At 70.2% G+C, this 12711-nt stretch carries 12 protein-coding genes; 4 read left to right on the top strand and 8 right to left on the bottom strand.

Features of this window, described 5'->3' with window-relative positions; all coding sequences use genetic code 11:
- Both AB0J64_RS55145 and AB0J64_RS55140 read left to right on the top strand, forming a co-directional pair.
- The coding region (locus AB0J64_RS55145) for a DUF6247 family protein (RefSeq protein WP_364046256.1) at positions 1-356 on the top strand (356 nt) is incomplete at its 5' end.
- On the top strand, positions 353-598 hold the full coding sequence (locus tag AB0J64_RS55140) for a hypothetical protein (protein ID WP_364046254.1): 246 nt from the start codon (positions 353-355) through the stop codon (positions 596-598). The genes AB0J64_RS55145 and AB0J64_RS55140, both read left to right, overlap by 4 nt.
- A 790-nt stretch (positions 599-1388) precedes the next feature.
- Here AB0J64_RS55140 and AB0J64_RS55135 read toward each other — a convergent pair.
- The 5 genes from AB0J64_RS55135 to AB0J64_RS55115 all read right to left on the bottom strand — a co-directional run bounded on the left by AB0J64_RS55135 (position 1389) and on the right by AB0J64_RS55115 (position 9242).
- Positions 1389-2708, bottom strand: a complete 1320-nt coding sequence (locus AB0J64_RS55135; protein ID WP_364046252.1) for a hypothetical protein — start codon at positions 2706-2708, stop codon at positions 1389-1391.
- 42 nt (positions 2709-2750) lie between these two features.
- The gene (locus AB0J64_RS55130; RefSeq protein WP_364046250.1) at positions 2751-4592 is read right to left on the bottom strand and encodes a VWA domain-containing protein; all 1842 of its coding nucleotides are present in this window, start codon (positions 4590-4592) and stop codon (positions 2751-2753) included.
- A gap of 34 nt (positions 4593-4626) precedes the next feature.
- The gene (locus AB0J64_RS55125) at positions 4627-5865 is read right to left on the bottom strand and encodes an AAA family ATPase (RefSeq protein ID WP_364046248.1); all 1239 of its coding nucleotides are present in this window, start codon (positions 5863-5865) and stop codon (positions 4627-4629) included.
- Positions 5866-5921: 56 nt separating this feature from the next.
- Positions 5922-7040, bottom strand: a complete 1119-nt coding sequence (locus tag AB0J64_RS55120) for a hypothetical protein (RefSeq protein WP_364046246.1) — start codon at positions 7038-7040, stop codon at positions 5922-5924.
- Positions 7041-8009: 969 nt separating this feature from the next.
- Positions 8010-9242: a tyrosine-type recombinase/integrase gene (locus AB0J64_RS55115; protein WP_364046244.1), complete on the bottom strand. Its 1233-nt coding sequence runs from the start codon at positions 9240-9242 to the stop codon at positions 8010-8012.
- A 130-nt stretch (positions 9243-9372) separates the two neighbouring features.
- On the opposite strand from AB0J64_RS55115, the gene AB0J64_RS55110 reads away from it, so the two are divergent.
- Positions 9373-10569, top strand: a complete 1197-nt coding sequence (locus tag AB0J64_RS55110) for a hypothetical protein (protein ID WP_364046242.1) — start codon at positions 9373-9375, stop codon at positions 10567-10569.
- Between the two features lie 303 nt (positions 10570-10872).
- Positions 10873-11313, top strand: coding sequence for a hypothetical protein (locus AB0J64_RS55105; protein ID WP_364046240.1), 441 nt, complete (start codon positions 10873-10875; stop codon positions 11311-11313).
- 184 nt (positions 11314-11497) lie between these two features.
- Here AB0J64_RS55105 and AB0J64_RS55100 read toward each other — a convergent pair whose 3' ends face one another.
- The 3 genes from AB0J64_RS55100 to AB0J64_RS55090 all read right to left on the bottom strand — a co-directional run.
- Positions 11498-12016 (bottom strand): hypothetical protein, encoded by a 519-nt coding sequence (locus AB0J64_RS55100; RefSeq protein ID WP_364046238.1) that lies wholly within the window; start codon positions 12014-12016, stop codon positions 11498-11500.
- A gap of 37 nt (positions 12017-12053) precedes the next feature.
- Complete coding sequence (locus tag AB0J64_RS55095) at positions 12054-12362, bottom strand: hypothetical protein (protein ID WP_364046236.1); 309 nt, start codon at positions 12360-12362, stop codon at positions 12054-12056.
- Positions 12359-12711: hypothetical protein (locus AB0J64_RS55090; RefSeq protein WP_364046234.1), on the bottom strand; the 353-nt coding region annotated here is incomplete at its 5' end. The genes AB0J64_RS55095 and AB0J64_RS55090, both read right to left, overlap by 4 nt.

Below are 12711 nucleotides of genomic sequence, written 5' to 3'. Positions count from 1 at the left end.
GTCACCGCGTCGTGCAGCTCGCGGGCCATCCGGTTGCGCTCCTCCAGCATGGCCAGCTCGCGACGCACCCCATCGGGCATGACCCGGAGGAAATACTCGCCCGCCTGCCCGAGCGCTATCGGGCCCGGTTCCTGGCTGACTACCGGGAGGCGATGGTGGCGGCCGCGCACGAAACCTGGCGCTGGCAGCAACTCGCCGACACGCTGAATTCTTGGCACCTGCGATCCCTGGCCTACTCTGCACCCGGCTACGAGCGGGCACGGACTGAGGCCGGCCGAGGCGAAAACACCACGGCGGCAGAGCATGTGATTCCGGGCTGGGCCGAGCGCGTCGCCCAGCGCGGCGGCCACGGATGACCTACAGGGTCAATTTTCACGCAGCGGCGAGCGCTCAAATTCCTGGCATACCGGCCGAGGCCTGGCAGGCCCTCGTTGAGGAGTTGCTCATTATCGGAGCGGACCCTCACCACCGCGGCGTTCCTGACCCGGACGACCCGAGATACCGTGAGCAGGTGTTCGGCGGCACCGGGCTGGTCTCTTACGTGATCGACGACGAGGTACAGGTAGTGCACGTGTTCTCGATCGTCTGGGCTGGGTAGACCAGCCTAGGAACGGCGGTTCTGCCAAACTTGCTGTTCACCTTGCAGGCACTATGCCGGCATAGGCGAGCTGTACAGCGGCCAGACAAATTCCCCGACGGTCCAGTGAGTCGGCGCCGTCCTGCCATCGGGTGTAGACCTCATCGGCCGCGTCCGGGCCGAGCATGGCCTTCCAAGACCACAATGTTGGCTTCGATCGCTGACGCCTCGGTGTATTGAGCGATCGTACGGTCGTCAGTGACGGTCATACCTAAATCTCCTTGGACTATCGCGACTATCTCCTTGGACTATCGCGACGGCGGACTCGGTAAGCGGCGATGGCCCAACAACGCGCCGGCAAGGGTCTGCGCCGAGTTGTCGTCCAGGTCGCGCTGGCCCATCGGGAGGCTGGGCGAGAACTGCTCTCCGTGGCGCGCACCTGATCACGGTCAGCGCATCCGAGGGATCCACTGACCGCCCGCAAGCAAGTCACCGCGTCCGTAGGTGGTCCTCGAGAACTGGCAGATCGTCCGGGGGATGCTGGCCGACGATGAGCGATAGGTCCGCCATCCACCGGGTCAACCCCCGTTGCCAGGAGCGGAAGTAGATCATGCTCTCGGGATTGTCGCGATCCAGCAGGAGCGCGTACCCATCCTGACCATCAACCTGCGCCCGGAAGACGGCTCCACCCGGCCGGCGCGGCAGTGCCCGCACCGCACCCAACCGTGCCGACCGATCGCTGGCTGCTGCGGCGGCGAGCCAGGCGCGGGGGGTGGGCCACCCGGCTTCGATCGGACCCCGGACGGGCAGCCTAGAGCAGAGTGCGGCGCAGCAGGATCCGTTGGAGGTGTCCGTCGGCGAGCAGGTCGGTGATCGTGTCGGCGTAGCCGGTGAGGCGTGCCGCGGTGGCCAGGAGGTCGGGCGGGGCTGCTGCGTTGCGGCGCTGGGGCGGGCCGGCCGTTTTGTGGGCGGTTTGGAGCTGGGCGTCGAGGTCGGGCAAGCCCGTGTGAGGTGGCGCTGGTGGGGTCCACGACCCGGGGAGAGCGGGGGGCGGCGGGGTGTTCAGGGCATCGCCGGGATCGTGGTCGGCCAGGACGGCGGCCAGGACGGCGGCGGCGACGTGGGCGTAGTGCTGGCAGGCCTGCAGGTAGGGGACGTGTACGGCGGCGGCGTGGTCGGCCAAGACGGTGGCGTAGCCGGTGAGTGCCTCACGGACCGCGCTGGTGTAGCGGGCGGTGGCGCGATCGAGGGCGGATTGGGTGTGCTGGGTGGCGCGGTGCAGGCGGTCCAGGGTGGGAGTCAGGTCGGCGGGGACGCTCACCGTGGACGGCAGAGGTAGAAGGTTGACCGGTCGGGGTGGGGCGGCGACGTCGGGGCGGGTGAGAGCGCTGATCTGCTCAGGCATCTGGATGATGAGGTCGCGCAAGGTGGCACTCTGGGTGCGCAGCCGGGCCAGAGCGTGGTCGATGTGCGGCGGCCACAGCAGTGTCGCGGCGTCGGGGTGGGGGGCGTTGACGGCGGGATAGACGCGGGCGTAGTCGTGCCAGCGGGCGCGGTAGTGGTCGATTCCGGCGTCGGTGAGGTGCATCGTGGGCACGTATCGGCCATGCCGGGTGACGGACTGGCCGTGGCGGACGTACGGGTCGGGCTCGTGGTGCAGCAGGCGGTCCCAGGCGCCGGAATCGCTGGCGGGGTAGCCGTCGGGGTGGTCTTGCCAGACGCAGGCAAGCATCTTCCACAACCCCTCACTCAGCAGCCCTTTACTGCTGGGATGGTGAGCGGGGTCGATGCCGCCGGCGCGAGCGACTTTCCGGCCGTGGGCGGTGAGCTTGATCTCCCGGCCGCGACTGCTGCCGTTGTCGCGTAGTTCGATCAGGCATTGTTCGGCCAGGGCGGCCAGCGCGGCGGAGGCTTGACCAGGGCCGAGACCATGGGCTTTGAGCTGACCGGCCAGGGTGCGGGAGGGCAGCCACCGCCAGACGTCCGCCTTCTCGAGCCGGCTGCCGGAGTGCCAGGCATCGCGCTGGGCGGCTTCGGCGTTCTGGTCGGCCCAGTAGATCACGGTGAGGCAGGCGGCATGCTGCGAGGCCAGGGCCTGCCAGGTGGCGAGGGCCTGCGCGGCCTTCGTCATGGGGTGATCCCTCCTCGGATGGGTGGCGGGCAGCCGGCGGGACTAGATGCGGAACAAGGCGCGGACCTCGCTGGGCTCGGTGAGGTCGCTGATCAAGTGGATGGTGTCGCTTATCGCGCGGAGCGGCTGGCTGGGCGTGGTGGCGATCGCGACGCCGAACACCCGCACGCCGAGACGGCCTTTTCGGGCGCGGAAGTCGGTGAACCAGGCGTTGCCGCCGTAGTGTTCACCGTCGGTGAGGAAGACGATGTCCGCGCGGCTGTGAGCGCGGCTGTCAGCGCGGTGGCGCGGGTCGTGCCGGGAGCCGGCGATGAGGTCGGCGGCGGCGTGCAGCGGCGGCCGGTAGTCGGTGCCGCCTCCGGCCTGCCAGGCCTCGGCGAGGGCGAGAATCTCCTCAACGGTGGGCCGCCGGTCGGCGGGGAAATGATGGATGGTGTCGACGTCGGTGGAAAAGCGGATGACGGTGACCTCGCGCCGCGGGATGGTGTGGGCGGCGTGGTCGACGAGCGCGAGAGTGACGGCCTTGGCCCAGGCCTCACGGCTCGGATGTGCGGCTGATACGCCCAGGTCGTCGCCGGTGACGGTGGCTGCCATGGAGGCGGAGGCGTCCAGGCAGATGATGAGCGGGCCGCGGCCGACACGCTTGCGGCCACGCGTGCGGTAGCTGAGCAGTCGGCCTTCGGCCATGCGGGCCAGCAGAGCCGCGCGCAGCGCCGGTACGCCGAGGGCGGCCAGTTCGGATGGGATGGCGCGGGCGATGTCGTCGCTCAGGGTGGTGCCGACGAGTTCCCCGAACCCGCCGGTGATCTTCTGGGCGGCTTCGGCGTGCGCGAAGGCGCGGAAGCGTCCGATGAGGTCGGCGAAGTTCGCCAGCCGGTTGCCGCGCAGGCGTTCGGCCAGCACGGCCCGCTCGGCGGCGTCCATCCGCCGTACCTGCTCGTAGCCGATGCCCCACAGGTCCAGCAGCGCGCGCTCCCCTTTGAGTCGGTCGGCGGCGCGCGTGAGGAAGAGCAGCACGCCGTCGCTCAGGGCGACCTGCGCCTCCTGCAGGGCGCGGACGGCGTTGGCCGCTGCCGCGGCGGCGCGCGCCTCGGCGTGCTCGGCGGCCTCCAGGGCCGCCTGGGCGGCGGCCACGACGTCGGCAGGCAGGCGGCCGCGAGCGTCGGCCGCCTCGGCCGCGTCCCAGATCACGGTGACAACCTCGTCGGCGGCGTGCGCGGCGGCGGCGTGGGCGCGTTCGGCGGTCTCAGCGTCCTGCTGCGCGGCTGTGCTCGCCCACAGCAGGTCCGCCAGGTGGTGGTAGTGGCCGGTGAGGGCGTGCGCGGCGGCGAACGCGTCACCGACCGTGGCCATGGTCGCGCGTAGCCCGGTGAACTGCGGGCAGGTGAGCAGGGTGGTGACGATCTGGTGGTTGACCCACCGCGATGGCGCCACCTCGGCCCGTTCGCGCTGGACGGGCGCGGCCTGGAACAGCGCGGTCCACAGGTCGGCGATCAGGTCCTCGGCGTAGTCGGTCTCGGCTGTCAGGTCGTCGACGAGGTCGCCCACCTCCTCCAGGTTGGCGCGGATGTCGGCCCACTCCATCCGATCCCACACATCGGCCTCGACGGTGCGCAGCGCGCTCGCGCGGCGGCGCGTGCTCGTGCTCCAGCGGGCGGCCCGGGCCACCAGGTCAGCGAAGGAGAGCACGCCCAGGTCGTCAGGCGGCTCGTCCGCTCGGCCCGCGCGGTGCGTGAAGGCGTCGTCGGCGGGCGTCGTCACGGTGCGCCTGCGCCGGTGAGGGCCGCCAGCGCGGCAGGGACCGGCGCGCCGTGGCGCGACCGCGCGGTGTCGCCGGCCCAGCAGCGTGCCGTGGCAGACGGCCAGATCGCCGCTGCCGGGCATGCTCTGCTTCTGGCCATGCCTCCTCCTGACGGGGTCATTTGCCGGCGCGGGTCGGGGACGCCGCCGTCGCCGCTATACCCAGCACCTCGTCCAGGACGCGCTGGGTGACGGCGCTGTGGCTGCGCAGGACCCGCTCGACGGCGGCGGTAGAGCGGCCCGCACGGGAGGCCTCGGCCTGTATGTCGTTCAGCCGCCGCCCGGCCTTGTCGAGCTTGGTTCGGGCCTGCTTGGCCCACGTGGTCATCGCGGTGCGGGAGCGGCCGGCCTGGCCGGCGATCTCGGCCTCGATCGTCGCGATCTCCTCCTCCCATTCCAGCAGTTCGCCGGTGTCGGGGCTGGCCAGGTTCAGGACGCACTTGTCCACCAGGTCGCGCTGGTCGGGGCGATCCCACAGCACCGTGGTCAAGATCGGCAGATCTGCTTCGGTGACGGCTGGGCGCCCGGCCAGGTAGGCGGCCGCCTGCAGCAGCCGGGCCGAAGCCTTCCACCGTCGGTCGGAGGCGATCACACCCTCCTTGCTCAGCGTCGCCCGCAGCACGCACAGCGCCTCGACGATGTCGGCGCCCAGCTCCACGGCGGGCACATGCACGGCGATGGCCTCTTTCAGCCCGGACAGCGGGATCTTGGTGCGAGTCACGGGCGTGGCCGGCGGGCCAGCGGTGGCCGAACGCAGCAGGGCGGCGAAGTTGTCCTTCTCCACCAGGTAACCGACCTGCAGACGAACCAGCAGCCGGTCATACACCGCGGCGGTGTCCTCCTCACCGAGCTCGTTGCTGGCGGTGATCGCCGACAGCAGCGGACACGCGATCGGCGCGCCCCCGGCCTCCGGGTGGTAGACACGCTCGTTGAGAAAGGCGAGCAGCTCGTTCAAGGCGCCCGAGCCGCATTTGAAGATTTCGTCGATGAACGCGATGTCGCAGGTGGTGGCCCTGCCGTCGAACAGCTGCCGGTACTGCCCGCGGGTGAGCGCCCCGACATCGACCGGGCCGAACATGCGCTTGGGATCGGTGAAAGGGCTGAGCAGGATCTCCCAGAAGGCGGAGCCGGAGAACCGGCTGGTGAGCTCGCGCGCCAGCTCCGACTTCGCCGTGCCCGGCGGCCCGAGCAGCAGTGCGTGCTGGCTGGCCAGCACCGCCGACAGCAGCCCCCGCACCACCAAATCCCGCTCGAAGTACAGCTGCGACAGCTCCGCGGCGATCTTCCGCAGCCCCACGCCGATCGCCCGCGGCGCGATCCCGTCCTCGCGCCGTGCCATTCCCGCGTCCATGCTCATGGTGGTGTTTCCTCGCCGCTTCTGCCTGGTGTCGGTGTTGGGTGGGCTGGGGGTTCTCAGCCCACATCGCGCGGGTTCGTGCCGGTATCGTCTGCGGCTGATGCCGCTTGTCGCAGCTCCTCAAGCTCAGTTTGAAGGGCGACTAGGGCGTCGCGCTCCCGGTTCGCCTGCTGCTGCACCGTCGCCAGGTGGGCGCGCATGTCCTCCAACTGCCTGTCGTGGGTGGTGCGCGTCTGCTCGAGCTCCTCACGCAACTCCCGCACCAACTCGGCATGCGCGGCGCGGACAGTCTCAACCTCCTGCTCGGCGCGTTCCCGCAAAGCGGTCTGGGTGCTGATCTCCTGACGGGCCTGGACGAGATCGGTCGCGGACTGGATCGCCTGGCGCTCCTTGGCGGTCAGCGCTTCGTCACGCATCCGCTCCGCCGCTTCACGCAGTCCGATCTGCGCCGCGAGCGCCCGCTCGGCCTCGGCCAGCCGCTCGGCCAGGTCGGCGCTCACCGCCCGCTCCTGCTGCAGCTCGCCGTGCGCGGCCGCACACGCCTCCTGCTCCCGCTTCAACTCATGGCGAATCCGCGAGATCTCAGAGAGCGCCTGCTCAACTTCGGCCTGCGCCGACACCGCTGCCAGCAGGGCCGCTTCCTCCCGCTCGCGCGCGTCCGCGGCCTCCTTCCGGGCCTGCTCCATCCCCGCTGTGGCGAAGTCGGCGGCCTCGTCGGCGATGGCTAGCCTGTGTTCGGCCACGCGCCGGGCGTTCACGGCCTCAAGTGTGGCCATCTCCGCCGCCGCGACCTCATGGGCTGCCTTCGTCCGTACCATCGTGACCTCGGCCATCGCCTTAGCCGGGTCGCCGACGATCTCGATCACCTGAGCCAGACGGCCAGCCATCTGGTCCTGGTGCTCCTGGAGCTTTCTCGCATCCGCGATCAGCTGGGGTGCAAGCGCGAGCGCGGTAGTAACCGGCGGGCCGTCCGGGTTTTCCGCCTCAGCCTCACCCCTGGCCTGCCGCGCCAGCTCCAAGACCTTCTTGTGCCGAGTAGACGGATTGTGGTCCTCACGCTCGCAGTACTCGGGCGAGCGTCCCTTTGCCCCTGGCTGGCGAGGCTGACGTTTGGCCGAGCACCCCGGGAATTTGCACAGCTTCGGGGACGCGCCGCTCTCCACGATCTCGGTCACCGGCTCAGCCCGCTTTCGATCATGCTCTTGATTTCATTTCATTCTATTCCATGCTCGGGAGGGAATACAATGGAATGAAAGACCGGGTTGCCGTCCGAACTCAAGGGCCGTGACCAAGGTCCTGGAGCACATGCCGAGACGTCACGGCTCGGCGGCGAGGTCGAGGCCCTGCTGATGCAGACGCTGCTGCAGTTCGGTGAGGGCGTCGCTGGCCTGCTGCCGTTCGGTGGCCGCCTGGCTGACTTCGCTCAGGTGGGCCTCGGTGCGCTTGCGCGCTTCCTCGGCGCCCTCGGCCCCGCTGCTTGGCGAGGGCTGCGCTGCTCGGCCTCCTGCTGCTCCTGCTGGGCTGTCTCCGTCTGGTCGAGGGCACGCACGGCGGTCCGTTCCGCGGCTTCGCGGGCCCTCTCAGCCTCGTCAGCCCGCCGACGTGCCATTCCAGTTCAGGGTGACCGTGTATGACCTGTTCGCGCCTGATCGCGACGAGCGGGTACGCCGGGCTGCGGGTCTGCCGTTGCTGGAGTCGACCGTCGAATGACGCGATCTCCCTGGCTGAATGTCTTTGGATTACCACCGAGGGGGCCGCAGGCCCTGCTGTTCGCGCTCGGCCTTGGGTGGAGATGCGCATCGGCAGCCAGGTGCTTCACCTGCGCTGACGATTCGAAGGTCTGCGAATTGGCCAAGGGGAGGTAGACCGATTGCCACCGTCCTAGGGATACTGACCGGCTATGAACTCCCGCCAGCGCAAGCCGAACACCACATACTCGGCCCCCGTAGGGTCGATCGACCTTCCCGCGACGAAGGAGGACGGGACTCCGTACGCCATCTGGCCGTGCGAAGACTGTCTCCCCTGGCACGCCGAAGTGATCGTCGTTGACGAGGAACCTGTGGTCCGCGAGTGGCATGCCTTCGGCTGTTCCACCTACCAGCAACTTCTGGCGGGTTGAGGAGTCCCCTCCTCACCGCCCCCAGTCATAGCCGCGCCTTTGTCGGTGGCGGGGACAGGCGGTCGACGGCGGCGCGGCGTACGTCCTCGTTGCGGCGGTCGTAGCGGGCGGTGGTGACGGGGGAGGCGTGGCCGGCCAGGGCCTGGGCGGTGGCCAGGTCGACGCCGGCGTTGAGCAGTTCGCCGATGACCGTGCGGCGGAAGTCGTGCGCGGTCGGCCGGGCGGTCTTCGCCTGCGCGGCGCGTTCGGTGAGCATGTGGCTGATGGTCTGGCCGGTCAGGTGGTCGATGCGGCCACCGCGTCGGCGGATCTTCTGGGGCCGTGGCGTGAACGGGGGGAACAGGCCGCCGGGCTCGCGGCCGCGCTCGGCCAGCCAGTCCTCCAGGCGGGCGGCCGCGCTGTGGGTGAGGAAGACGCGCCGGTCCTTGTTGCCCTTGCCGCGTACGTGCAGCGAGCGCCGGGCGGGGTCGTAGTCGCGCAGGGCGAGGCGGGCCAGTTCGGCCCGGCGTACGCCAGTGGAGTACAGGACCTCGATCATGGCGGCGTCGCGCAGCGCGGCCTGGCGCAACTCGGTGCGGCGGGACTCGTCGGGCTCGGGCGCGTCGAGGTGGGCGTCGCAAGCGTCGAGCAGCGCGCCGACCCGTTCGGGCTCGATGTGCTCGCCGGCCGGTTCGCGTGAGCCCTTGTACGGCTGGACGTCGGCGGCGCGGGCGTGCTCCTCGGCAGTGCTCAGACCCAGCCGCCACGCCCACTTGATCACCTGGCGGAGCGCAGTCAGGTGCTTGTTGCGGTAGGTGTGCGACCACGGGCGTTCCTCGCCGGTCTGGGGGTCGTGGATGATCTGCTCGTCCAGGCGGGCCCGGATGAAGATGGTGTGCTCGGCGCGCAGCACGTGCCAGGGGAAGCCGAGCCCGGTCCGCGCGGCGGGGTCCTTCTCCCTCGTCTCCGGGTCGACGCCGTGGACGTCGTCACCGAGCAGGAGCCGGGCGATGCGGTCCAGGCAGCCCTTCATGGTCGCTTTGGACTCGGCGCTATCGAGAGAGTCGAGGTAGGCCAGGTACGGGTTCCCGTTCCCGGCGGCGGCCGCCGCGGCGGGCAGCGGGCCGCCCAGCGCGTCCGCCGGCAGTAGTTCGCCCGCCGAGCCCGCGCCGCCCGGCTCGCCACCGGGACCGGCGGCCGGAAGCGGATGATTCGGCGTATACACCGCGATGGGGGATATTTCGGGCACCGGGTCAGGGTGCTCATGTGCAACGCCCACCGCGCGATCGTATCGCCTATTGACGGGAACTGCACTTCCCGTTGATAGAGAAAATAAGCCATTCAAACGTGCGAAGCTAGCACGTTTGTTTTTAGCGTCATCTACGCACGTTTGCTGTACGGTCAGAGGTATGACCATGGGACCGGATGATCATGCGCCGAGCAGCACGGACGGGCCGGACGACCTCGACGAGGCAGTTGCGGAGCCCGGCGGCGACGGGCGGGCCATCAATGCTGAGCGCGAGCGGCCGGGCGAGTGCCCGTGCGGGAACAAGCTGCGGCCGCCCGCGCGCCGCGCGGACGGCTCCCGCCACGGCGGCCGCCGCAGCAAGTACTGCTCCGCGGCCTGCCGCAGCAGGTTCCGGACCAGCCGTCGCAAGGAGCAGCAGCAGGAAGCGGCCGAGGCCACCCGGCGCGCGCTCGCACTGGGCGAGCGGTATCTGCCGGCGCTGGAGCAGACGCAGGAGCTGGGCACCGAGCTGCGCGAGCTGCTGCACGCCATCACCGTCACCCAGGCGCAGATGCTCAAGGACGCCGAGGAGGACGCCGAGGAGGCGATCGCCGCCGCGGCGCAGCGGGAGACGATCGCGACGGCGGCCGAGACCGCCCGGGACCGCGCCCAGGAGCAGGCGGAGGAGGAGCGCCGCAGGCGCACCGCGGCGGTGCGCGCGCAGCACGAGGCCGAGGCCCGCGCCGCCGAGGCGAAGGAACACGCCGACCAGGCGGACGAACGCGCCCGCGAGGCCGCCGAGCGTGCCGACGCCGCGCTGGAGAAGGAGCGTGAGGCACGCAAAGAGGCGAAGGAGGAGGGGGAGGCCAGGGTCAAGGCCGATGCCGCAGCGGAGGCGGCCCGACGTGAACGCGACACCGCGGTGGAGGAACACCAGGCCGCCGTGCAGCGCGAGGCGGCCCTACGCACCCAGTTCGACACGCAGGCGGCGCAGCTCAGCACGCTCACCGAGCAACTGCGGACGGCCCGCGCCGAGGTCGCGGAGCTGAAGCGGCAGAAACAGACCGAAACCGAGCGCGCGGCGAGCGCGGAGCGCCGCGCCGAGCAAGCGCAGGCCGACACCCGGGAAGCCCGGCAGGAGACCAAGACCGTACGGGAGGAGCTCCGCGATGTACGTGCCGAGCTCAAGGACGTGCGCGGCACCCTGGCAACAGCCGAGCGGGACGCCGGCGAAGCAGCGACCGCCCTGGCCGTGGCCCAGACCAAACTGGCGGAAACCCAGGACAGGCAGCGCGACCTCGAGCGCCGCCTGGCTGCCGCAGAACGGAAGACACAGCCCGCACGTCCTACCGGCACAGAACCGCATGACCGGCAGTGAGCTGGCCTGCGCCCGCCGCCGACGCACCGCCTTGGGGGCGGGAGCTCGCGAGATTGCGAAACATTCGAGCACACCGTCCAACGTGCACACTGAAACATGTTGACCAGGGCGTCACTGCAATGTAGACGACCAGTCCCACGCGACACCGCCGGCGCTTGTGGATCATGTGCCGCCTCCCGCGCCCCGGGGGCCGGCGGCCTCAGGTACACGACCATCGCGTGCCGAGAGGGGCGCGTAAGTCTGTCCCCGAGGTTCGTCGGGATCGTCTTCCGGCGATCGCCCGTGCCGTGCTGGGATGATCGCATGAACCCTACCGACGCCGCCAACCGGCTGGCGGCCGCAGGAATGATCGTGTTGACGCTGGCGCTGGCCTGGACCAGCGTCGAGATTCAAGGCGTCGCCGCAGATGGGTCCGCCCCTTGGACGCGCGAGTGGGTAACCGGGTGGCTGATCGGACCGGCGGTGTCGCTGCTCGTGCTGGCTGTGTTCGGCGCCCGCGTCTACCTGATCACGCGCGGTCAGCCGATCCGCTCGCCGAAGCTGATACGGATCGAGCGGTTCTTCCTCGCGGCGATGCTCGTGCTGTGTGGCTGGCCCCACCTGCCCTGGGTCGACGACGCGTTCAGCCTCGGAGGGCTGGCGCTGCACGTCCTGGCGCCAGTCGTCGCGATCGCCGTCGTGGCGGGCCTGCCGGTGATCCTCACCAGGACGGATGACGGGCTCAACGAGCGCGGCGCTGCCTGAGTGCGATATCTCGGCGGCGTCCGCGGCGTCGGACGGCCGGCCAGCGTCACTCCGTACTCGCTGGAGGCGCTGTCGCCGTACTCGACCCAGCCCTTCGCGAACAGGTCTCCGTTGTACGCCTCGGCACCGACAGGATCCGGTGACCGGGGGCCGCCGACTGCGGGGCCGTTCCTCCCAAGCCGTGTCAGCCGATGAGGCTGGTGGCGCGGCGGAAGGCGGCGGCGGCAGCCTCCAGGCCCGCCAGGGCCTTGCGCCAGTCGACGGTCTCGTCCTCGTCCATGTCGACCCAGTTCTGTTCGCCGAACTCGCGGGCGAACTCGCCGACGTGCTCGGCGGTCTCGGCCAGCTTGTTCAGCACGGTCCCGACGCTCATCCCGCCGGTGGGGGTGGTGCGGAACCGGTAGAGCAGCAGCGGCAGGTCGGCGGCCGCGGTGGCCATGGCGGTGGCCTGCCGTTCGATCTCGCGGTTGATGTTGCCCAGGTCAGCGAGCAGGCCATGGTGGATCAGCTCCACGGCCGGGACAAGCCCGGCGTTGATCGCCGATTCCAGGTAGTTGCGGGCGGCGGGCAGGGAGTCCTCGCGTTCCTCGTCAGTCAGTTCCTCCCACGTCGGCAGAAACGTGCAGTCGTGGGCGAACTGCTGGCGGGCTCTGGCCAAGGCCAGGACGCGCGGGTCGTCGAGCGGGATCTGGGGCAGCGGCACAGCGCTCTCCTTCAGGTGGGGGGCGGGGCTGGTCAATTCATGCTTCGGCCTGCCCGTCACCCAGGCCCACGTGGAAGTTCGGCGCGATCCGCTTCATGGGCTTGCCCATCACCATGCTGACGATGTCGGCGTTGTCGCTGGACATCGCGGCCCGGATCGACATGCCGCCCAGGGAGTCGGCGACCCGCTCCAGGTCCTCGGCGGCGTACTCGTCGGTGCGCCAGCCCATCGCGCGCATGTGCTCGGCGAGCAGTCGCAGCTTGCCCGCCGTCTCGAAGGCGTGCTGAGCCAGCTCACCGTGAGCCTTCTTCTCGGCGGCCTCGCCGGGACCGGGTTCGGGGATCATCGCCTCTTGCTTTCTCGGTCGGCGGCATCACGTGGGGCGAGCTTCATGAACTGGACGTAGTGGCCCAGCCAGTCGGCGCCGCGACCGGTCAGCAGGTCGTGCTCCAACCTGGTTCCGACCAGCATGAACAGGGTGTGGGGCAGGGTCTTGAACAGGTAGGGCAGTTCCCCGCCGCGCAGGTTCTTGATGCCCTTGCCGTGCAGCGCGCCCTCCAGGTCGGCCAGCACCACCAGGCGCAGCCGCTGCTCGGCGATGACGTGCGTGGTCCAGGTGCAGGAGGCGGTGAGACAGCCTCTCCGGCGGCGAGGATGGGAAGCATTTCTTCGCCGGTGGAGACGTTCGGCCCGAT

The organism is Nonomuraea sp. NPDC049695, from assembly GCF_040674955.1.
GTDB classification, from domain to species: domain Bacteria; phylum Actinomycetota; class Actinomycetes; order Streptosporangiales; family Streptosporangiaceae; genus Nonomuraea; species Nonomuraea helvata.
This window is presented reverse-complemented; position numbering and strand designations above follow the sequence as displayed.